Annotated in this window: 27 protein-coding genes and 1 tRNA gene; 15 read left to right on the forward strand and 13 right to left on the reverse strand. The window is 63.4% G+C overall.

From position 1 onward, the window contains the following. Window positions 1-43 precede the first annotated feature (43 nt). From Q0330_RS06340 to Q0330_RS06365, 6 genes are all read right to left on the reverse strand, one after another. Window positions 44-982 carry a hypothetical protein gene (locus Q0330_RS06340; protein ID WP_299476119.1) on the reverse strand — a complete coding sequence of 313 codons (939 nt, stop codon included), beginning with the start codon at window positions 980-982 and terminating at the stop codon, window positions 44-46. Window positions 983-1,458: 476 nt separating this feature from the next. Continuing rightward, a complete protein-coding gene (locus Q0330_RS06345; protein ID WP_299476121.1) occupies window positions 1,459-2,043 on the reverse strand; it encodes a hypothetical protein in 585 nt (194 codons plus the stop codon). Continuing rightward, the gene (locus Q0330_RS06350) at window positions 2,018-2,314 is read right to left on the reverse strand and encodes a BrnA antitoxin family protein (protein WP_299476124.1); all 297 of its coding nucleotides are present in this window, start codon (window positions 2,312-2,314) and stop codon (window positions 2,018-2,020) included. The genes Q0330_RS06345 and Q0330_RS06350 overlap by 26 nt, the downstream gene beginning before the upstream one ends. Further along, a complete protein-coding gene (locus Q0330_RS06355; RefSeq protein WP_299476126.1) occupies window positions 2,301-2,555 on the reverse strand; it encodes a BrnT family toxin in 255 nt (84 codons plus the stop codon). Before Q0330_RS06355 ends, Q0330_RS06350 begins: the two co-directional genes overlap by 14 nt. 203 nt (window positions 2,556-2,758) lie before the next feature. Further along, window positions 2,759-3,244 (reverse strand): hypothetical protein, encoded by a 486-nt coding sequence (locus tag Q0330_RS06360; protein ID WP_299476128.1) that lies wholly within the window; start codon window positions 3,242-3,244, stop codon window positions 2,759-2,761. 4 nt (window positions 3,245-3,248) lie between these two features. Then, entirely contained in the window at window positions 3,249-3,602 is a 354-nt protein-coding gene (locus Q0330_RS06365; RefSeq protein WP_299476131.1) for a hypothetical protein, read from the reverse strand. Between the two features lie 95 nt (window positions 3,603-3,697). Here Q0330_RS06365 and Q0330_RS06370 point away from each other — a divergent pair, with 95 nt between their 5' ends. From Q0330_RS06370 to Q0330_RS06385, 4 genes are all read left to right on the forward strand, one after another. Next, window positions 3,698-3,850 (forward strand): hypothetical protein, encoded by a 153-nt coding sequence (locus Q0330_RS06370; protein ID WP_299476134.1) that lies wholly within the window; start codon window positions 3,698-3,700, stop codon window positions 3,848-3,850. Window positions 3,851-3,919: 69 nt separating this feature from the next. Then, complete coding sequence (locus tag Q0330_RS06375) at window positions 3,920-4,243, forward strand: hypothetical protein (RefSeq protein ID WP_299476137.1); 324 nt, start codon at window positions 3,920-3,922, stop codon at window positions 4,241-4,243. 157 nt (window positions 4,244-4,400) lie between these two features. After that, window positions 4,401-4,742, forward strand: coding sequence for a hypothetical protein (locus Q0330_RS06380; RefSeq protein WP_299476139.1), 342 nt, complete (start codon window positions 4,401-4,403; stop codon window positions 4,740-4,742). 122 nt (window positions 4,743-4,864) lie between these two features. After that, the gene (locus Q0330_RS06385) at window positions 4,865-5,614 is read left to right on the forward strand and encodes a tyrosine-type recombinase/integrase (protein ID WP_299476142.1); all 750 of its coding nucleotides are present in this window, start codon (window positions 4,865-4,867) and stop codon (window positions 5,612-5,614) included. Window positions 5,615-5,661: 47 nt separating this feature from the next. Here the strand turns inward: Q0330_RS06385 and Q0330_RS06390 are convergent. After that, window positions 5,662-5,736 (reverse strand) — tRNA-Thr (locus Q0330_RS06390). 175 nt (window positions 5,737-5,911) lie between these two features. Further along, a complete protein-coding gene (locus Q0330_RS06395) occupies window positions 5,912-6,427 on the reverse strand; it encodes an SH3 domain-containing protein (RefSeq protein ID WP_299476180.1) in 516 nt (171 codons plus the stop codon). 463 nt (window positions 6,428-6,890) lie between these two features. Between Q0330_RS06395 and Q0330_RS06400 the strand changes: the two genes are divergently transcribed. Continuing rightward, entirely contained in the window at window positions 6,891-7,883 is a 993-nt protein-coding gene (locus Q0330_RS06400; RefSeq protein ID WP_299476145.1) for a D-glycerate dehydrogenase, read from the forward strand. 101 nt (window positions 7,884-7,984) lie between these two features. Here Q0330_RS06400 and Q0330_RS06405 read toward each other — a convergent pair whose 3' ends face one another. Further along, on the reverse strand, window positions 7,985-9,496 hold the full coding sequence (locus Q0330_RS06405) for a serine hydrolase (protein WP_299476148.1): 1,512 nt from the start codon (window positions 9,494-9,496) through the stop codon (window positions 7,985-7,987). 327 nt (window positions 9,497-9,823) lie between these two features. Here Q0330_RS06405 and clpS point away from each other — a divergent pair, with 327 nt between their 5' ends. The 3 genes from clpS to Q0330_RS06420 are packed head-to-tail and all read left to right on the forward strand — an operon-like array spanning window position 9,824 to window position 11,940. Continuing rightward, a complete protein-coding gene (gene clpS / locus Q0330_RS06410; RefSeq protein WP_299476183.1) occupies window positions 9,824-10,141 on the forward strand; it encodes an ATP-dependent Clp protease adapter ClpS in 318 nt (105 codons plus the stop codon). Between the two features lie 3 nt (window positions 10,142-10,144). Beyond that, a complete protein-coding gene (locus Q0330_RS06415) occupies window positions 10,145-11,140 on the forward strand; it encodes a methyltransferase (protein ID WP_299476150.1) in 996 nt (331 codons plus the stop codon). Next, window positions 11,137-11,940 carry an SDR family oxidoreductase gene (locus tag Q0330_RS06420; protein WP_299476152.1) on the forward strand — a complete coding sequence of 268 codons (804 nt, stop codon included), beginning with the start codon at window positions 11,137-11,139 and terminating at the stop codon, window positions 11,938-11,940. The genes Q0330_RS06415 and Q0330_RS06420 overlap by 4 nt, the downstream gene beginning before the upstream one ends. Before the next feature lie 16 nt (window positions 11,941-11,956). Here Q0330_RS06420 and Q0330_RS06425 read toward each other — a convergent pair whose 3' ends face one another. Beyond that, a complete protein-coding gene (locus Q0330_RS06425) occupies window positions 11,957-12,364 on the reverse strand; it encodes a hypothetical protein (RefSeq protein ID WP_299476155.1) in 408 nt (135 codons plus the stop codon). A 195-nt stretch (window positions 12,365-12,559) separates the two neighbouring features. On the opposite strand from Q0330_RS06425, the gene hemF reads away from it, so the two are divergent. Next, window positions 12,560-13,441, forward strand: a complete 882-nt coding sequence (hemF, locus tag Q0330_RS06430; protein ID WP_299476157.1) for an oxygen-dependent coproporphyrinogen oxidase — start codon at window positions 12,560-12,562, stop codon at window positions 13,439-13,441. Between the two features lie 4 nt (window positions 13,442-13,445). On the opposite strand, the gene Q0330_RS06435 is transcribed toward hemF, so the two are convergent. Genes Q0330_RS06435 through Q0330_RS06445 form a run of 3 tightly spaced genes read right to left on the reverse strand, consistent with a single transcriptional unit; the run spans window position 13,446 to window position 15,723 of the window. After that, window positions 13,446-14,762 (reverse strand): MATE family efflux transporter, encoded by a 1,317-nt coding sequence (locus Q0330_RS06435; RefSeq protein WP_299476159.1) that lies wholly within the window; start codon window positions 14,760-14,762, stop codon window positions 13,446-13,448. Window positions 14,763-14,765: 3 nt separating this feature from the next. After that, entirely contained in the window at window positions 14,766-15,266 is a 501-nt protein-coding gene (locus Q0330_RS06440; RefSeq protein ID WP_299476162.1) for a PaaI family thioesterase, read from the reverse strand. 1 nt (window position 15,267) lies between these two features. Next, entirely contained in the window at window positions 15,268-15,723 is a 456-nt protein-coding gene (locus Q0330_RS06445; RefSeq protein WP_299476165.1) for a PaaI family thioesterase, read from the reverse strand. 142 nt (window positions 15,724-15,865) lie between these two features. Between Q0330_RS06445 and Q0330_RS06450 the strand changes: the two genes are divergently transcribed. The 6 genes from Q0330_RS06450 to Q0330_RS06475 form a co-directional block, all read left to right on the forward strand. Beyond that, window positions 15,866-16,246 carry a MerR family DNA-binding transcriptional regulator gene (locus Q0330_RS06450; RefSeq protein WP_299476167.1) on the forward strand — a complete coding sequence of 127 codons (381 nt, stop codon included), beginning with the start codon at window positions 15,866-15,868 and terminating at the stop codon, window positions 16,244-16,246. A 114-nt stretch (window positions 16,247-16,360) separates the two neighbouring features. After that, window positions 16,361-16,747, forward strand: a complete 387-nt coding sequence (locus Q0330_RS06455) for a MerR family DNA-binding transcriptional regulator (RefSeq protein ID WP_299476168.1) — start codon at window positions 16,361-16,363, stop codon at window positions 16,745-16,747. A gap of 50 nt (window positions 16,748-16,797) precedes the next feature. Next, window positions 16,798-18,573: an acyl-CoA dehydrogenase C-terminal domain-containing protein gene (locus tag Q0330_RS06460; protein ID WP_299476170.1), complete on the forward strand. Its 1,776-nt coding sequence runs from the start codon at window positions 16,798-16,800 to the stop codon at window positions 18,571-18,573. Between the two features lie 62 nt (window positions 18,574-18,635). Continuing rightward, on the forward strand, window positions 18,636-19,190 hold the full coding sequence (locus Q0330_RS06465) for a hypothetical protein (RefSeq protein ID WP_299476173.1): 555 nt from the start codon (window positions 18,636-18,638) through the stop codon (window positions 19,188-19,190). 79 nt (window positions 19,191-19,269) lie between these two features. After that, window positions 19,270-19,896 (forward strand): glutathione S-transferase, encoded by a 627-nt coding sequence (locus Q0330_RS06470; protein ID WP_299476175.1) that lies wholly within the window; start codon window positions 19,270-19,272, stop codon window positions 19,894-19,896. Window positions 19,897-19,907: 11 nt separating this feature from the next. Continuing rightward, on the forward strand, window positions 19,908-20,818 hold a 911-nt coding region (locus Q0330_RS06475; RefSeq protein WP_299476177.1), incomplete at its 3' end, for an acetyl-CoA C-acyltransferase.

The raw sequence follows: 20,818 nt of genomic DNA on the forward strand, positions 1-20,818 counted from the left end.
AGCCCTCGATGAAATCCGTGGAAGCCGGTAGCAAACGTCAGACTCAGCACACTAGCATCAGCCCATCCGACGTAAACGAAAGACTATGGTGCTGCCGCAGCGTTCGATCGTACAGAAGGTTCATGCCATCCAGTGCCTTCGATGGCACCTCCCAAATAAGTGCGACCGTAGCGAGTGCGAGGCGCGCTGATTGCAGGGCTTTGTCGTGGCCAAATTTACTCCCCAACCCTGCTGCTTTGACGCTACAAACATACGAACTTTCACCGATCGCACGGACAATATGCTCTTCATTGATGCTGTCGCGAGACACTTTGCGCTTTTGCAGAGCCTTGCCACCCCACCTTCGCAGGATCCGTCTCTGTGTGGTTAGTGAAACTGGTCCATCGGCAATGTTATGGTCGAACCGTTCTATTTGCCCACCATCCACGATGCGCGCTGACTTTCCGTCGGAAGCCTTGCGTAGCAACCAGACCTCGCGCGGTTCAAACCTAACTGGTCCAATATCGAATGCCTCTACAACCCGGGATGCGAACAATGTGCAGCCGAACGCGTACTCTTTTGGACCACGGGTGAAGTTATGCTGAATAACACGTTCGCATTCCGACTCGATATCGGCCAAGGCGCGCCCTGCACTCATGCATGGTGAGAGACTGAGGTCGACATTCATAAGGGCACGTCCAGCAGCCTCCCTAACCAGCTTTCGATATTCATCGCGGGAAATGCGCGACTTCAACGTGTCGGCATTGTCATAGAGTACTGATGAAAGTCGCGAAATAAGGACGTCGAATTTTCTTGAGACGTACAAAACCTGTCCGTTTCCGACGCTGACCATGCGCGGAAGGGGAAAAGGGTCGTCGTCGTCCACAGGCGGCTGAGGCAACTTTTGGAGGTTGGCGAGTTCCTCGATTATATCGCATACAATGTCTTGGGCTTGTGCCAACGCTGTCTGCCCCTTCATGCTCCGAAAATAGAAAGCTGTCATGGAGCGACCGCAGATGCAATGCCCTTCGGGCGCAATCGCCCAAAGCGATTTGGTCGAGAAGCAGCCCCGATGGGCCGGCGGAAGGAGCCACTTTAGAAAATGCCGTCATGATCGGCCGACCCACAGTGGCGCAAAGAGCCGCCACAGGGGCGGCGTGCGGTTTCGCCAGGTGCTGGTCGCTTTGATCGAACATGGGCCGCACTGGGCCACTCCGGGCCTCCCAGACCCCTCCCCCTTGGGTCCCTTTCGGGGGATCGGACCTCTGCGGGGCCGCCGCCGCGCGAAATCTCGGTATTTTTTCTGAGATCAAAACGCCACTGGACTAGACTTTCGCGGCCCATCCGCCCGGCTGCGTGGAAGAGGGTAAATGACTGATCTTGTTTCCAAATGGCCGGCAACGCAGGTCGAGATGCGCGGCGTAAATGCGCTGATTCCGTACACTCAGCATTTGTGATATTGGCGGGTATATGACAGCATCAGTTCCCAAACCGCTCGACGCCTGGACCATCGAACAGATCGAATCCGGGCTTTCGTTTCCCATGCCGAAGAAGATGATCGCCCGACACCTTGGCGTGACAGTGGCTCAGGTTCAATCTGTAGGGCGCAAGATGCGAGTGGACGAGCAAGAACGGCGGAAAAGATGGATGCAAAAATGTGCTGAGTGGCGAGCTGCGCAGATTGTCACGGCGGACACGGGGGCAGTCAGGACCGAGAGTGGCGAGGCTGACACCATGTAGGGCTGGCTGGCCTCTGGCGCGGCTCTCGATGAGGGGCGGGCGCTGTTTGCGGAAGACCGTGAATTCGGTCAGGGGATAGCTGAAAACGTGCTCTCCCAAGTTGGGATTGCGCCGACGGCTGATGAAGAAGCCGCCGCCATGTGGGCTGCTGGCCATCCAGACCAGTTTGCCGAGGCTCTCAGCGCGGGGAACACCCGGACCGTTCGCGGCATTCACGCGAAGTGGAAAGAGGTAGAGCAGGAGCGCGCGAGGGCTACCAAATGGCCGATGCTGAAACGGCCCGGCGCGAGGTTGACGCTCAGGGCAAAAGGTGCGCAGCCTCACGAAGCGCCGCGTTTACGCGTGATTGCCAGCCAGGGCCGTCCTTTTTGAAGGCGTCAACGACATCCTGGTCAAGCCGGATTGACACCGCGACCTTCGGATTGTCGAGCGGAGGTCTGCCACGCCGGATCTTCTCGGCCACATCCGGGAAGACCTCAGAGAATGGCTTGGCCTTGGCGAAATCTTCGTCCGTCCACTCCGGGTTTTCCGCATCATCCCAATCGGCGCGGGTATAGCCGTACTTGGCGGCGTGCTTCGGGTCAAACTTGGTCATAGAAGGCCCTTTCCTGTTTGCTCGCCGGGCGCATCGAAATCAACGAAATGGCTTCGGTGCCGAGAGTGGCGAAAATCACTGCAATCGTGCCGTCTGCAAAGCGACCCATCGCCTTGAAGCGGCCCTGCTTGGCCGGGATAACCAGAGCGTCAAGAAGGAACTCGGCATCCAGATCGGCGAAGTCCATGCCGTGCTTGGCAAGGTTGGCTTTGCGCTTCGGTTCGTCCCACACGATCAACATAAGGTGTATATACGATAATTAACGGGCGGCACAATAGCGTATATACGATAATTCTGGCGAATAGTTGTGGCGAGGGAGCGATTCTCACCCTTGAAGTCGACCCCGGAATTGCGGCGGCTGGACTTGCGCGGCATCGGATTGGTCTCGGAGGGGCTATCGGAAGGATCGGCTGCGGGCTAACGTCCGGGCCATGATCGAGAGCGTCACTCCGAGTAATCTGGCTTGTTCGGAATTACCCGCGACCTGCGCAAGTTTGTCGCCTGATGAACGCGCGGTTCCATAAAGTCATGAAGTTCTCTGCATACTTCCCAAAGGTCATTTAAACTCGGGTGCTTCTGCGGTCCGGTCTGAATGTAACGAAGCAAAGTGTGGATCGGACCCATGATCTCGATGACCTCCGTCCTGAGCTGACTATCCGGTAGCCTGCACTTGATTGCGCGATCGTTCAGCTTCCTGAGGCCGTGGCTAAGTTCTTTGATCTCTTTCAAGCCACAGCCAGCATTCCTGAGGAAGGCTTTGAGATACAGTTCAATGGCGTGAACATACAGATACATGATCGGCGCCTGTGGGTGGCTGGCATCAATCGACCTCGGGTTTATCTCGGATGCACAGACCCAATAGCTGTGCGCATAGCCAAGCAAGCCAACGGCGCTTGTCCTGTCATCATTTTCTGAAGCGCTATCTGACACGATCTTACCCTTGCGGTGAGGTTTTCATCTGTATGCTCTCGATGTAAGCCCGCATCGCAGCTGCCGGGGTCCGACCCGAGCGGATGTCGTCCCGTAGCTTTTCCAAGGTGATTACGGCGATATCGCGCTCGTCCTGATCGCGCGTGGTATCGTTTGCCATCTTTGTGAGCGCAACGGCCGCCTCCAACGCAAGGGCCGCCAATCGGTCATCCGTAAAGGGCTCCGGGAACTTTTCGTCTAAAACCGCTACAATCTCCTTCGAGAGGCTGCGTCGGTTTGCATTGGCTTCGGCCTCAACGCGAAGTTTGAGGGCTGCGGGCAGCAGAAGTTTGAACTGGACAAGGTCATCATTGGTCATGGATCTATTTGGACACAATTTGTCCTTGACGCAACGGACATTTTAAGTCCATACTTGTGGGCATACATTGTTCAAACTGGAAAAGGTTGAAGAATATGAACGATAAAATCCCATTCAAGCTGATGCTGCCCGCGGAGGTGAAACGGTGGATCGAAGCGGAATCTGCAAAGAACTTTCGCTCCCAGGGCGCAGAAATCGTTGCCTGCCTGCGCGCCCGCATGGACGCAAAGGAAAAGGCTGATGCCTAAGACGAGTGAAGCCGCCGGGAGGGCAATCCCAGCGGCCTCAATGAAAATTCCACGGAAAGGAAATTCTCAATGATTATGATGCCACATCAATCGAAAATCAAGGCTGCAGGTCCCGCCAAAGCTCCGGCGGATGGTACCGAGACAAAGGTGTCGCTGGAAGACTACATCATCGACCGTTGGGGGGAGGTGAAAATGGTCTTGGCGCTGCTAAACTCCATGGATGCCTGTATGGGCACAGGCCGGGATCACATCATATTTGAGCTGATTCAACATACCATTGACGTGGCCGACTCGCTGCGTGAAGCGCTCGACGTCCATCACTTTATCTCGCTTTTTCCAGACGATCTGATCGCCGTCCCGCAGGATGAGACTGACGATGACTTGGATGCATGAGGGAGCGCAGAAATGATCGCGCAAACGTTCATCACGGAAACATCCGCTGCTCGAGTCGGCGTGCTGGTCAAGCCTGCCGCCGCCGGGGATGCAACCGCAGAGTGCGCATCGGCCGATAAAGATGCCTAGACGCACCGTGCACGAACAGCCTGAACTGTTGACCATTGCTGAGGCCGCCGAGCGCCTGCACAGCAAGGTCACGGTTTCGGCGCTGCACGCGGCGCGGGCCCAAGGCCGCCTCTGGGCCGTCAAAATCGGTAAGCTGTATTTCACCACTTGGCCCGCCGTCGTGGAGTTTCTGCAATGCCCCGCCACCGCAAACCTGCCCGCCTCTACTTCCGTCGAGACGAACGGCAATACGTCATACGCGACGGCAGCACCCAGCTACGGACAGGATATGGCCTTGGCCAGCGCGCAGAGGCTGAAGCAGCGCTCGCGCAATATCTCGCAAGCCGAAAACCGCCAGACCGCCGAGGTCCGGCACATCCGGGGGAATTAACCGTGGGTGAGGTGCTGGCTCGATATGCAGATGATAAGGCCGGGGCCGTCGCTTCTGTCGACGGGCTGGTCTATTCCATCCAATCGCTTGCGCCGTTTTGGGGCGACCTGAATTGTGACGCCGTGAAGGGGTCCACCTGCCGCCTCTATGAGAAAGATCGCGCCAAGCCTCGCCTTGTCGAGATCGTCACGAAGAAGGGCAACACGATCACCAGAGAGCGAAAGGCGGGGGCGTCCACCGTCCGCCGCGAGCTAGGTGTTTTGCAGGCTGCCCTGAACCATGCCCATGCCGAGGGCCTACTTGTCCACCCAATCAAGGTGACACTGCCGGTTGGCGGCGAGGTCCGCGACCGCTGGTTGACGCGATCCGAGGTCGCCCGGCTGCTGCACCATGCAGAGCCTCACATTCGGCGCTTCATTCTGCTGTCGATCTACTGCGGCAGAAGGGCGTCCGCGAATCTGGAACTGACCTGGACGCGCGTTGACCTGTCCGAAGGCAGGATCAGGTTCAAGGCCGAAGGACAGGTAGAGACCAACAAGCGCCGTGGCAGCGTTCGCATCCCCCGCCAGTTGGCCGGGCATCTTCACCGCTGGTCGCGAAAGCGCGGCACGCATGTCGTGATGTTTCGCGGCCAGCCTGTCGCCAGCGTCAAGACCGGCATCCACCGCGCGGCTGATCGGGCCGGTATCGAGGGGGTCACGCCACACGTCCTGAAGCACACCGCAATCACCTGGGGCGTCAAGAACGGGATGGGGCTGGAAGACGCTGCCGAATACTTCGACACCAGCACCGAGACCATCCGCAAGCATTACTGGCACCACAGCCCGCATCATCAAGAGCGGGCCTTGGATATCATCGAAAGGAGAAAATAACTGTGCAAATAACTGTGCGAGACGATACTGAAAATCCCGCTAAGTCGTGGTGCTGCCGGAGAGATTTGAACTCTCGACCTCTCCCTTACCAAGGGAGTGCTCTACCCCTGAGCTACGGCAGCATCGCCGGTCGGTGACCGTGCGCGCCGTTTAGACGAGCCAGACGCGGCGCGCAAGGGGGCAGATCGGGTTTTTCGTGCTCCCCTGGAAAAACAATGATCTGCGTAACAAGCGCCCCAAAAAACGAACGCCCCCGAACAGATCGGGGGCGCTTGCGGTCTGGTCCCAAAATCGGGTTCAGTCGCGGGTTTCCTCGGGGTCCACGCCCCAGATCGCGGCTTTCGGCAGCCAGCCTTTTGCGCCGGCGCCCGAGACGCGGCACCAGTCGTGATCGCATTCGCCCAGCTTCACGATGGCGCCACCTTCAGCCATGGCGATGACCCCGGCATTGAGATCGGGGCGAGAGCGCAATTCGACCGTCTTCGGCTCGATGATGGCGGTGCGCACGCCCGACAGAAGCTGGTAATGCACCCAGCCGCCGGCGCCGTCGCGGTCCTCGACCCGGCGCCAGTGGCCGAATTCGCCGACCACGCGCAGCGGCATCCCGGAATGGTGGAAGACCCAGTCGATCCGATGCGACAGCGACGGGCCACGCCGGACATTCCCTTCCTCGCCCTTCAGCGAGACATAGCGCGGCAAAGGCAGCCGCGTCACCGGGCCGCGCACGACCTCGACCGGAGGGGTGGGCGCGCTGCCAAGGGTGGCAGGACGCGCCGAGGGGCGGGTCGCATCGGGTGGCACAACCTCCGTCACGGCAGGTTCAACGGGCGCAGCGGCAGGGGGCAGCGCCGTCTCCGCTGGGGCCGAGGCCACGACGAGCGGTGCAATCTCGGGCTGGTCGTTGCTGGCGGCCTCGGCGGGCGCCCGTATGAACAGGATCAGCGCCACGGCGGATGCGCCCAGCACGGCCTTCGCCGGCCAGCCAAGCGCGCGCCAGACCGATACCGGCCCCAGGCCTTGCCCCGAACGCAGCGCCTCACGTCCGAATCCCTGCCTCTTCGCCGTGCGATACGCCCGGCGGAATGACGGAGAAATATGTGCCATCTGCCTTACCTGCCCAACTCCTGCGGTCATTGCCGCAAACCTCGTCCGCGACCTGCGCCGCGCTGCCTCTGACACCGCATCGTTTTTTCGCGCGGCTTTTGACGGGACTTGTGCCTGTGCCCCGATCAGGCCAGTCTGCCCCAAGCACAAGCCGCTTGGAAGGTAGGATCGGATGAGCAGCGCCAATTCCCGCTTACGTGTGGCCGTTACGCGACGCTTGCCCGCCATCGTCGAGGAGCGGATGCGCGAGCTTTTCGATGTCCGGCTGAACGAGGACGACCACCGCCCCGACCGCGAGGAACTGGCGGCGATGATGCGTGAAAGCGACGTTCTGGTGCCCGCGCTCTCGGATCGGATCGACGCCGAACTGCTGTCGCAGGCCGGCAAGCGGCTCAGGCTGATCGCCAATTACGGCGCCGGGGTGGACCATATCGACGTGAGCGCGGCGCAGGATTGCGGGGTGCTGGTCTCGAACACGCCGGGCGTGCTGACCGAGGATACCGCCGATATGGCGATGGCGCTGATCATCGCCGTGACCCGGCGGCTGACCGAAGGCATCGCCGCCATGCAGAGCGGCACCTGGGAGGGCTGGTCGCCGACCGACTTCCTCGGCGGGCGTATCCGGGGCCGCAAGCTGGGCATCCTCGGCATGGGGCGCATCGGGCAGGCGGTCGCGCGCCGCGCCGATGCTTTCGGGATGGAGATCCATTACCACAGCCGCACCCGGCTGCGCCCCGAGATCGAGGCCGAGTTGAAGGCGACCTGGTGGGACAGCCTCGATCAGATGCTGGCCCGGGCTGATGTCGTCAGCGTCAATGTCGCCCATTCGCCGGCGAGTTTTCACCTGCTCTCGGCCCGGCGGCTGAAGCTGTTGAAACCCTCTGCCGTGGTCATCAACACCTCGCGCGGCGAGGTGATCGACGAAAACGCCATGACCCGGATGCTGCGCGCGGGCGAGATCGCCGGGGCCGGGCTGGATGTCTATGAACATGGGCACGAGGCCAACCCGAGGCTGCGCAACCTGCCCAATGTGGTCCTGTTGCCGCATATGGGCAGCGCCACGATCGAGGGGCGGATCGAGATGGGCGAGAAGGTCATCGTGAACATCCAGACCTTCGCCGATGGCCACCGCCCGCCGGACCTGGTGATCCCGGGAATACGGTAACCGCCTTTCCGGCGCCCAAAGGGAAAACCCGGCACCTTGCGATGCCGGGTATCATCCTGCTTGACCTCGCGCGGCGAAAGCGCGGGTGCCACGATCCGCCGTCAGGGTGCGGTCACGTCGCAGCGCATCCCCTGATCGGCCACCCGGGCGCAGGTCTGCGAGGCGGAGGCGCGTGAAAGCCCGACCAGCGTTGCCTCATACCCTTTGGAGGATTCGCGGATATGGCGCAGGCCACCGTCCAGCAGCGCGCTTTCCTGCATGGCCACCTGAACCAGACGCGCATCCGCCTGGTCCCGGGTCTTGAACCGGCCCAGAGAGATGCCCCAGCTTTGCCCACCCGAAGAGGACGCCCGGGCAACCCGCTCGGTCGGCTTGGGTTCCGGGCCACCCGCCGTGCCGGTGCCGGTCACGATGGTCTCGGCACGCGGTTCCGGCTTCGGCGAGGCATCCAGCGAAAGGTCGCGGCTTGCCACATTGACGTTGCTCGCCGCGACGGTGGTCGGGGCGGCAGCGGCACGACTGCGCGGCGCGGCAACCGGGCGGGCCGAGCTTGACAGCGCGGTCGGGCCGGTCGCGGCCATGGCCAGCCGCACGGCATCATCTGTCGGCGACGCCTCAGCCTGCTGCGGGGCGGCACCTGCCCCACCCGGCTTCGGCACCGGGCGGGCGCTGCTGCTCAACCGGACCGAGCGCGCGCTTGTCTGCGACTGTTGCGGCGATGGGCTTGCGGCAGCCTTTGCCATGGCCTCGTTCATCGCCGTATTCAGGCTGGCAGCGGCAACCGGGGCCGGCGCGCTTGCCGGTCGCGCCACCGGCGCGGCGGCGGCGACCTGCGTGACCTTGCGGCTGGACTTGCGCTCAGCAATATATTGCGGCGGTTCGGGCTTCTCCTCCCGGACCCGGGTCGGCGCGCGACCGAATCCCATGTCGAGAAGCTGCGCCATGGTCGCATTGCGCTGCGCTGTCGAGGTTCCGCCCAGCACCGTCGCGATGATCCGCTTCGACCCGCGCTGCGCCGAGGCGGTCAGATTGAAGCCCGCCGCCCGCGTATAGCCGGTCTTGATCCCGTCCGCGCCCGCATAATTGTCCAGGAAGGTGCGGTTGGTCGAACGCACCGTCGCGACCCCGGCATCGGCCGAGCGGCGCGAGAAGATCGAGTAATATTGCGGGAAGTCATAGAACAGACGCCGGCCCAGCGTCGTCATGTCGCGGGCGGTGGAAAAATGGCCGGTCTGGGTCAGACCGTTGGCATTCTTGAACTGGGAGTTGTTCATCCCGAGCGCCCTTGCCATCGCCGTCATCTGCGCGGCAAAACGCTCCTCGGAGCCGGCCAGGTTCTCGCCAATGGCCGTTGCAGCATCATTGGCCGATTTCACCGCCGCCGCGCGGATCAGATAGCGCAGCTCGATCTTCTGGCCGGCGCGCAGACCAAGCCGCGAAGGCGGCTCGGCCGCGGCATTCGAGGAAACCGTGAATTTCGTATCCAGCCGCACTTGCCCCCGCTCGATCGCCGTGAAGGCCATGTAGAGCGTCATCATCTTGGTCAGCGAGGCCGGATGCAGCCGCGTATCGGCGTTCTGGGCATGGATCTGCTTGCCGGTTCGGCCATCCATGACAAAGGCCGCGAAGGGCGCGGACTGAGCGGCAAGGGGTATCAGGAACGCCAATAGCGTCAGCAATCCTGCGCGGAATAACGTGCGGAATTTCGTCACTGCCTCGATCTCTTCTGCCTGCTGCGGCACGTTTTAATAATCGTGCCGTCATTAATTCGCCGAGAGTAGCACAGCAATCGCGGTGCGAAAACCTTGCAATTTGTGTAATTTCACGTTTTCATGACCAACTCGGCCGGAAATTGCCGCCCATCTGGCAAGGTCGGGCTTTCATCGCCGCGAAAAGCGCCTATATTCGTTCCCAACCGAAAAATCACCCGATCATCGACCATGCCACAGGACCCCGGCCATCGCGAGGAGACTGACCTCGTTGTCAAGACGCAGCCGAAGACGCAGCGTCCGCCGCTGTATAAAGTATTGCTGTTGAACGACGATTTCACGCCGATGGAATTTGTCGTCCATGTCTTGCAGCGCCTGTTCGGCATGTCCCACGAACAGGCGGTCGAGATCATGCTGACCGTGCATCGCAAGGGCGTGGCCGTGGTCGGCGTGTTCTCGCATGAAATCGCCGAAACCAAGGTGGCGCAGGTCATGGAACTTGCCCGCCGTCAGCAGCATCCGCTGCAATGCACCATGGAAAAAGAATAGCTCATGCGTGACGCACGCCTGGCGCTGGCATTCCCCGAGCCGCCCACAGGGCGGCTTCTTGTCATTGGCGCCGACGGGGCCGAGGATCTGTCGGTCTTCGCCCCCGAAATCACCCTGATCGTCGAAGGCATGGCCCATCACCATGCCGCGCTGAATGCGCGCGGCTTTCGCACCCTGACCTCGCCCGAGGGCGAGGCGCCCTTCGACCACGTGCTGGTCACCCTGCCCCGGTCGCGCGATGCGGCGCGGGCGCGGATCGCCCTTGGTGCCGCGATGCTGGCGCCGGGCGGCGCACTGTGGATCGACGGCCAGAAGACCGATGGAATCGAATCGATCCTGAAGGAAATCAAGGGCTTTTCGGGCCTTTCTGACCTGCATTCCAAGGCCCATGGCAAGATCGCCAGGCTGACGGATCCGGGCGCGGTGCCTGCCGGTTGGGCTGGCGGCAGCTTCGCGCCCGCGCCGGGCTTCACCACCCGCGCCGGGGTCTTTTCGGCCGAGGCGGTCGATCCCGGCTCGGCCGCACTTGCCGCCGCCCTGCCCGCGAAACTGCCGACGCGCATCGTCGATCTGGGGGCCGGCTGGGGCTGGCTTTCGGCGCAGATCCTGACCCATCCGGGCGTCGAGGTGCTGCATCTGGTCGAGGCCGACCATACCGCGCTGGAATGCGCGCGGGCCAATATCGCCGACCCGCGCGCCCGGTTTCACTGGGCCGATGCCCGCAGCTTCAAGCTGCCCGATCCGGTCAATGGCGTGATCATGAACCCGCCTTTCCATGATGGGCGCAGCGCCGATCCCGCGCTTGGCGCGGCCTTTATCCGCACGGCGGCCTCGCTGCTGACCGGGGCGGGGCGGCTATGGATGGTGGCGAACCGGCATCTGCCCTATGAGGCCGAACTGGCGCGGCATTTCGCCGATGTCTCGGAACTCGGCGGCGACAACCGGTTCAAGATCCTGACGGCCACCGGCGCCGGCGCAAGACACAGGAGAAGCAGATGAGCAATTCCGTCGAAGGCAAGACCGCCATCGTGACCGGGGCCGGTCAGGGCATCGGGCTGGCCATCGCCCGGCAGCTTCGCGAACACGGCGCCAATGTCATGTTCGCCGATTGCGACGAGGCGGCGCTGGAACACGAGATGACCCGCTTCGGAGAGGATACCCGCGTGCGGCACTTTGCCGCCGACATGTCGCAGCGCCTCTCCATGGCCAACCTGCTTTCGGCCACCATCGACGCCTTCGACCGCGTCGATATCCTGGTCAATGCGCATCGCATGGTGAAGCCCGGCGATCCGCTGGAGGCGATCGAGAACGGGCTGGAGGAGATGCTGCGACAGAACCTTCTGGCCGGGCTGATGATGTCGAAGATCGTCGCCAAGCGGATGATCCAGCAGGCCAAGGACAGCGACGACGACCGCATGGCCGGCGCCATCGTCAACCTGACCACGCTGGCGGCGCAGCGGCCGCATCCCGAACTGATGGCCTATTCCATCGCCTCGGCAGCGCAGGATCAGGCCACGCGGGCGCTGGCTCTGGTGCTGGCGCCGCAGCGGATCCGGGTAAACTCGGTCGCCTTCGGCTCGGTTATGACCGCCGAGATGCAGCGCATGTTGAAGGAAAACCCCGACCTGCGCGATGGCATCATCAAGGGCACGCCGATGGGCCGGATCGCGGAATCCGAGGAACTGGCCGATGCGGTGCTTTACCTCGTCGGCGATGGCGCCGGTTTCGTCACCGGACAGATCCTGAATGTCGATGGCGGGCGCAGCCTGCTCGACCCGGTTCAGGCGGCGATGTTCTGAGGCGCAGGCCCCTCCGTCAGCCTTCCTCGGGATAGGCGGCCTTGCACTGGCGCACGGCGGCCTCGGCCCGGGTTGCCTCGGTCTTCAGCTTCTCGGCCAGATAATCGCGGCGGCGCTGTTCGGCGGCAGGGTCGATAGGGACACGGTAGCGTTCCGTGTCGATGACATCGCGCCAGCAGCTGCGCTGGATCACGCGGACCCGTCCATCCTTGTCGCGAACATAATCCGGGCAATAGTCCAACTCCATCCGCGAAACCTCCCGCTCCTCCCAGGCATAGCCGCGCGCGAGATTCGCCTCGGTCTCGGTCAGCAATTCGCTGAGGACGCGGTATTCATGGGTATTGCGGCTGATACAACGCTCCTGCTCGGTCCCGCAGCCGGCCAGAAACGCAAAAAGAAGAAGCAGGGCAGGTTTTCGGATCATCGACCGTGTTCCAGATGACGAGTAAGACCGAAGCCTAGCCGCCGCGACGAAGGACGGCAATTCAACTCTGCCAACATGGTCAATGAAGGGTTAATCCGTCGCGGCAATCTGCCGCAGATCGCGAATGCCGCCTGACCGGACCACCCAAGGCGGTTGCCAAATCCGGCCCGCAGGTCCAATCCGGCACGGCAACGCATGACAAAGAGAAGTGACATGGACGAGATGCAGACCGAACGCCACGAGGCCGCCGCCTGGTTCCGCAGCCTGCGCGACCGCATCACCGAAGCCTTCGAGGCGCTGGAGGATCAGGGCCCGGGCAAGACCGCGCCGGGCCGTTTCGAGGTCACGCCGACCGAGCGCGCCAATGACGGCGGCGGCGGCATCATGTCGGTCATGCGCGGCGGCCGCGTCTTCGAGAAGGTCGGCGTGAACTGGTCCGAGGTGCATGGCACGCTGGCCCCCAAGGCCCAGGCCGCCATGGCCGCGCGCGGCGTGCCGGGGATGGCGGAAGACCCGCGCTTCTGGGCCTCGGGCATCAGCCTCGTGGCGCATATGCAGAACCCGCAGACCCCTGCGGTGCACATGAACACCCGCATGTTCTGGACCCCCGGCGCCTGGTGGTTCGGCGGCGGCGCCGACCTGAACCCCTGCATCGAATATGCCGGCGACACGGCGCATTTCCACGCCACGCTCAAGGCCGCCTGCGATGCCCATGACCCGGCCTATTACGCGCGTTTCAAGGATTGGGCGGACGAGTATTTCTTCATCCCCCATCGTGGCCGGGCGCGCGGCGTCGGCGGGATCTTCTTCGACGACCTCAACACCGGCGACTGGCAGGCCGATTTCGCCTTCACCCGCGCCGTGGGCGAAGCCTTCCTGCCCGCCTTCCTGCCGCTGGCCAGGGCGCGCATGGTGCAGGGCTGGACCGAGGAGGACAAGGAGGCGCAACTGATCCATCGCGGCCTCTATGCCGAATACAACCTCGTCTATGACCGCGGCACGAAATTCGGGCTGGAGACCGGCCATAACGCCGATGCCGTGCTGATGAGCCTGCCGCCGATGGCGAAATGGGTCTGATCCGTCAGGCGGCCGAAGCCTCGGCCTCGGGGTAGAACCGCGCCATGGTCAGCGCACGGGCAAGGTTCAGCACCATCAGCGCCGCCCAGAGCCCGTGATTGCCCATCAGCCCCGGCAGGGTCATGAGCGCCACGGCATAGATCGCCACCGCTTCGATCATCGCCCGGCGCATCCGCCCGGTCAGGGTGGCGCCGATGAAGATGCCGTCGAACATCCAGCTGGCGATCCCGAGCAAGGGGGCCACGACCAGCCAGGGCAGATAGCGGCGGGCCTCGGCGCGAACCTCGGGCGCGGTGGTCAGCAGGTCGATCAGCAGCGGCCCGAAGATCAGGAAGACAAGCGACAACATGAGCGCCCCGCCAAGCGCCCATCGCGTGCTGACAAGGACCGAGCGGCGCAGAAGATCGCGCCGGCGCGCGCCGACCGCCTGCCCGACCAGGGTTTCCGCCGCGAAGGCGAAGCCGTCCAGACCGAAGGCGGTGATCTCCAGAAATTGCAACAGGACCTGATTGGCGGCCAGCGTCACATCGCCCTGTCCTGCCGCCATGAACATGAATGTGGTGAAGGCGGCCTGAAGCAGGATCGAGCGGATCATGATGTCGGAATTGACCCGCAGCAACCGGCTCAGCCGGTCGCGGGCGAAAAGCCCGGTCTGGCCCAAAGCGGTGCAAAGCGCGCCCCGGCAGAACCACAGGCCCAGCCCAAGGCCGGCATATTCGGCGATCAGCGTGGCCCCGGCGACGCCGGACACGCCCCAGCCCAGCCCCAGCACGAAAACCAGATCGAGGGCGACATTCAGCCCGTTTTGGATCAGTTGCAGCGCCAGCACGCCGCGCGTCCGCTCCATCGCGATCAGCCAGCCGGTGATGGCGTAAAGCGCGATGGTCGCCGGCGCCCCCCAGATGCGGATCGAGAGATAGCGCATGGCCAGCCCCTCGACCTCGGCACTGGCCGGGGCAAGGCGGAAGGCCGCGCCGAACAGCAGCGGATGGAGCGCGATCAGCGCCAGCCCGGCGGCAAAGGCAATGGCCAGGGCCCGGGCCAGATGGGCGCCGACCTCTCGCCGGTCGCCCGCGCCATGGGCCTGGGAGACAAGGCCAGAGGTGCCCATGCGCAGGAAGCTGAAGATCCAGTAGATCGAGGCCAGAACGACGGCACCGATCCCGACCGCACCGATGGGCGCGGCCTCGCCCAATTGCCCGATGACGCCGGTATCGACGGCACCGAGGATCGGGACCGTGGCATTGGACAGCACGATCGGCAGGGCGATGGCCAGCACACGGCGGTTGCCGACCGCGCCGCGTGCCGCGTCTTGCGCCACGCCTCAGCTCTGCGGCATCAGGAAATGCGCGGTTGCCTGGGCGAAGATCCGGGCGCGGTTGTCCTGCCAGGCCTCGACCTGCACGCTGGCATAGCGCCGCCCCGAGCGCACCACCCGCGCCCGCGCATAGGCATCGCGCGGCAGGCCCGAGCGCAGGTAATCGACCGTGAAGTCGATGGTCTTGGGCAGGCGCGGCAGCGCCCCGGGGGTCGAGACATCGGGACCGACGCGGCCGGCTTCCATATCCTCCCACATCGACATCCAGGCCAGTTCGATCAGGCCGGTGATCTCTAGGAATGCCGCCGTGGCGCCGCCATGGATCGCCGGCAGCATCGGATTGCCGATCAGCTTGTCGGCGTAAGGCATGACGGCGGTCAACTCGTCCCCGCGCCGGTCGAAGCGGATGCCCAGCCAGCGGATATAGGGAACGCCCTCGACCAATGCGGCCAAGGTGCTGTCGCGGCGCAGCTTGATCTGTTGCAGCGGTTCGTTGCGGTCGGCCATCTCAGCGCTCCAGCGTGAAGGCGCCGGTCGCGGTGGCGACGGGATTGGCGCGGTCTTCGTCCATTGCCTGCGCCCGGACGAAGGCGACAGTGCGGGTGACGTGATAGCACTGGGCGGTGGCGGTGATGCGCTGCCCCGGCGTCGCGCCGCGCATGTAGTCGATGCGCAGGTCCAGCGTCGCGGTCGAGATCGGCGCGCTTGAATGGGCCAGCACCGACGCCCCGCTGCAGGTGTCCATCAGCGCCGAAATCACCCCGCCATGGATCACGCCGCTATGCGGATCGCCGACGAAATCGGCATTCCAGTCCATGCCTATCTCGGCCTCGCCATCGCCCAGACGGATCAACCGCATCCCCAATGCGCGGGCATGGGGCAAGGCCTCGATGAACTGCTGGGCGATGCGGTCGCGGTCGACTTTTGGGAACCGTCCTTCACCGCCATCCTGTCCGGTTGTCATCCTGCATCCTCCGTCAGAGCTTCCATCGCAGATAACCGGCCCCGGCACCTTGCCGCAATAGCTCGCGTGTGTGGCGCATAAACTTGCGATATGCGCCCTTCCGGTTTAGCGTTCCCAGAACCTTCATCTGCGCAGGTCCGATATGCCCGGTTCAGAAGAGCTGAATTTCAAGGAGATGTGCGCGCGTTTCGACGTCACGCCGCGAACGTTGCGCTATTACGAATATATCGAACTGCTCCGCCCCCGAAAGGACGGCCGGTCGCGATTCTATTCGGGGCGCGAAGTGGCGCGGATGACGCTGATCCTGCGCGGTCGCCGCTTCGGCTTCAGCCTGGAGGAGATCCGGCAATGGCTGGAGATCTACGACCAGAAAGGCGACCGCGAGCAATATGAGGTCTGGGTCGACAAGGCCAACCGTCAGCTTGGCGTGCTTGAGGACCAGAAAGCCGAGATCGAGGCAGCGATGAAGGACCTGCGCGAGTTGCGCGACGAGACGGCGGAAATCCTGCGCAGGATGGAGTGAGCCGCCCCCCTGACGCCCGACCAGGCCAGCCGTGACGCAGCGTTCTGGTTTACGCGCGCGTCAACATGCAGCATCCTCTTGCCCGAAACCTAATGCGGAAGAGGAGCCGCCGGGATGAGCGACGAACTCATGACCATCCGCCAGATGTGCGACGCCTTCGAGGTGACACCGCGCACCTTGCGCTTTTACGAATCCAGAGAGCTGATCTCTCCCGAGCGCCGTGGCCAGCACCGGCTGTACAACCGCCGCGACCGCGCCCGGTTGAAGCTGATCCTACAGGGCAAGCGCTTCGGCTTCAGCCTGGAAGAAATCCGGCAATTGCTGGAACTCTACGACCCGCGCGGTGACAACCTGCCGCAGCTTTCGGCGACGCTCGGCGCGGCGCGTGTCCGGCTGGCCGACATGATCCGCCAGCAGGAGGAACTGGGCCGTGCCATTGCCGAGTTGAGCCTCCGGATCGAAGAAACCGAACACCTCATGGCCGCCCGCAAGGCCAGCTGATCGCTGGCCTTCCGCAGACCTTTCCACGCTTCAAACCAGCAGGACCGACCATGCCGATCTATAACGCCCCCACCCGCGACATGCAGTTCATCCTTCACGACGTGCTCGACGTCTCGGGATCCGGCCTGCCCGGCCATGACGAGTTGGACCGCGACTTTACCGAAGCCGTGCTGGACGCCGCCGGCAAGCTGGCGACGGATGTGCTGGCCCCCCTGAATCGTGTCGGGGACGAACAGGGCTGCGTGCTGGAAAACGGCGTCGTGCGCACCCCGGAAGGCTTCGGGGACGCGTTCGAGGCGATGAAGGAAGGCGGCTGGACCGCGCTCGACTGCGACCCGGAATATGGCGGTCAGGGCATGCCCTATGTGCTGGGGCTGGCGACCGGGGAGTTGTTCGTCTCGGCCAATATGGCCTTCAACATGTATCAGGGCCTGACCCATGGCGCCTATTCGGCGATCCACGCCCATGGCAGCGACGCACAAAAGGCGATGTATCTGCCGAAGATGGTCAGCTGCGAATGGACCGGCACCATGAACCTGACCGAACCGCATGCCGGCACCGATCTGGGCATGTTGCGCACCAAGGCCGAACCGCAGGACGATGGCAGCTATCTGATCACCGGGCAGAAGATCTTCATCTCGGCCGGCGACCACGACATGTCGGAGAACGTCATCCATCTGGTGCTGGCCAAGGCCCCCGGCGGCGGCGAGGGCACCAAGGGGATCAGCCTGTTCATCGTGCCGAAATTTCTTGTCAACGAAGATGGCTCGCCTGGCGAGCGCAACGCGGTCAGCGTCGGCAATCTCGAAGAGAAGATGGGCATCCACGGCAATTCGACCTGCGTGATGAATTATGACGGCGCGAAGGGCTGGTTGCTGGGCGATCTGCACAAGGGCATGCGCGCCATGTTCACGATGATGAACGAGGCCCGGATCGGCGTCGGCTTGCAGGGCTATGCCGTGGCCGTGGCCGCCTATCAGAACGCGGTGGCCTATGCCAATGACCGCCTGCAGGGCCGTGCCGTCACCGGCGTGGAGAACCCGAAGGGTCCCGCCGATCCGCTGATCGTCCATCCCGATATCCGCCGCAGCCTGATGGACCAGAAATCCTTCCTGGAAGGCGCACGGATGCTGGCCTTCTGGGGCGCGCATCAGATCGACCGCGCCAATGCCGGCGATGAGGATGCCGAGGCGCTGATCTCGCTTCTGACCCCGGTCATCAAGGGCTTCCTGACCGACAAGGGCTTCGACACCACCGTACTGGCGCAGCAGGTCTATGGCGGTCACGGCTATATCGAGGAACAGGGCATGAGCCAGTTCGTCCGCGATGCCCGCATCACCATGATCTATGAGGGCGCCAATGGCGTGCAGGCGCTGGATCTGGTCGGGCGCAAGCTGGCCGCCGATGGCGGCAAGCCGATCATGGGCTTCTTCGAGACGGTGAAGGGCTTCATCAAGGAACATGAAGGCAATGCAGCGCTGAAGGCCGGTTTCCTCGATCCGCTGAAAGCCGCGTCCAAGGATCTGCAGGCCGCCGGCATGTTCTTCATGCAGGCCGGGATGAAGAACCCCAATGCGGCGCTTGCCGGGTCATACGACTTCATGCACCTGTTTGGCCATGTGGCGCTCGGCTATATGTGGGCGCGGATGGCGGTTGCGGCGCAGAAGGCGCTGGATGACGGCACCGGCGATGCCCGGTTCTACCAGACCAAGCTGGCGACCGGGCGCTATTACATGGCGCGGCAACTGCCGATGACCGCGACCCATCTGGCGCGCATCGAATCGGGCGCCGATCCGGTCATGGCACTGGACGCCGGGCAGTTCTGAAGGCTTGATGATGCCGGGCACCTTCAGGGTGCCCGCCAGATTCTACCTGACAGGAGCTTTTCATGACCCGCTTTCCCACGCTTGCCGCCATCGCCCTCGGGGCCGTTCTCGGCCTCGGGGCCTGCGCCACCGGCACCCCGCCCTCGCAGAGCTATGCCGAGACGACACTGTTGACGGCAGAATCGCGGCAAGCGCTGGAAAAGCGGCTTGGCGCCTTCGACCGGGAAATCAATCGCGGCAATATGTCGGCCACCATCGACTATCTGCCGCCGAAGATCATCGCCCTGATGAGCGAGGAGACAGGCGCCTCGCCCGAATTCATGAAGGCCGCAGCCGGCGCGATGATGGAGGGGCTGACCACGGGAATGAAGATCAGGGGCGGGCATGACCTGTCGCAGGCGCTTGTCGGCACGGCCGAGAACGGCCAGCCCTATGCCGTCATTCCCGGCGCGGTCCGCATCGACGTCCGCGGCGAGAGCATGACCGATCAGGGCTATACGCTGGCGCTGACCGATGCCGGCACCTGGTATCTGGTGGCGCTGAACGATCAGGACTCCATCGCCGAGGTCCGCCGCGCCTATCCCGAGTTCCGCTCGGTCGCGCTGCCCCTGCGCTGAGGCATTGCCCCCGGCGCGAATGTCGGGGGCTTACCCGCCCGAGGCTGGCGGGCCATGATGGCATGAGGAGGAGGATGTCATGACCGCTGAACTCTACTGCTTTGGCGAATCCGGCAATGCCTACAAGGCGGCGCTGACCATGGAACTCGCGGGCTATGACTGGCGGCCAATCCATGTCGATTTCTTCAATGGCGAGACCCGCAGCCCCGAATTCCGCGCCATCAACGAGATGGGCGAGGTGCCGGTCTCGCGCGAGGGCGGTCTGACCCTGACCCAGTCGGCGGTGATCCAGTACCATGTCGCGGAAAAGACGGGAAAATTCCTTGGCGCCGATCGCAACGAGGTGATGCGCTGGATCATGTTCGACAATCACAAGCTGTCGGGTCAGGCGGGATCCGCGCGTTTCCTGCAGAATTTCATCCCCGAGGAGAAGCGCCCGCAGCCGGTCATCGACTTCATGAAGGCGCGGCTGAAGACGACCTATCGGACTTTGAACGACCATCTGACGGGACGTCACTGGGTGGCTGACGATACGTTCACCATCGCCGACGCGGCCTGCTGCGGCTATCTTTTCTATCCGGAACCCTTCGGCTTCGATCGCGCCGAATGGCCGAATATCGACCGCTGGCTGGATGCGATCGCCGCCCTGCCCGGCTGGAAACACCCATACGATCTGATGCCCGGCAGCCCTGCCGACCGGGCGTAACAGGAGGACCCATGACCGAAGCCTATATCTATGACGCCGTGCGCACCCCGCGCGGCAAGGGCCGCGCGGACGGCAGCTTGCACGAAGTCACCTCGCTGGCGCTTTCGGCCAGGGTTCTGAACGCGCTGAAAGAGCGTAACAACCTCGAAGGCCATGCCGTCGAGGATGTCATCTGGGGCAATGTCACCCAGGTCAAGGAACAGGGCGGCTGCCTTGCCCGCTCGGCTGTGCTGGCCTCGGATCTGGATGAATCGATCCCTGGCCTTGCCATCAACCGCTTCTGCGCCTCGGGGATGGAGGCCGTGAACCTGGCCGCGAACCAGATCAAGGGCGGCGCCGGTCAGGCCTATATCGCCGGCGGGGTCGAGATGATGGGCCGCGTTCCCATGGGCAGCGACGGCGCCGCCATAGCGGTCGATCCGACGCTGGCCATGAAGACCTATTTCGTGCCCCAGGGCATCAGCGCCGACATCATCGCCACCGAATACGGCTTTACCCGCGAAGACGCCGATGCACTGGCAGTCGAATCGCAACGCCGCGCCGCCGAGGCGTGGAAGGACAACCGTTTCGCCAGGTCCATCGTCCCGGTGCGCGACCAGAACGGGCTGATCATCCTCGACCGCGACGAATACATGCGGCCCGGCACCTCGATGGAGGATCTGGGCAAGCTGAAGGCCAGCTTCAAGGACATGGGCGAGGTCATGCCCGGCTTCGACAAGGTGGCGATGCTGAAATATCCGCATCTCGACCATATCGAGCATATCCACCATGCCGGGAACTCCTCGGGCATCGTCGACGGCTCGGCCGGGGTGCTGATCGGGAATGCGGAATTCGGCAAGGCCCACGGGCTGAAACCCCGCGCCCGCATCCGCGCCACCGCCAAGATCGGCACCGACCCGACGATCATGCTGACCGGCCCGGT

Source organism: uncultured Paracoccus sp. (assembly GCF_937873615.1).
Taxonomy (GTDB): Bacteria; Pseudomonadota; Alphaproteobacteria; order Rhodobacterales; family Rhodobacteraceae; genus Paracoccus.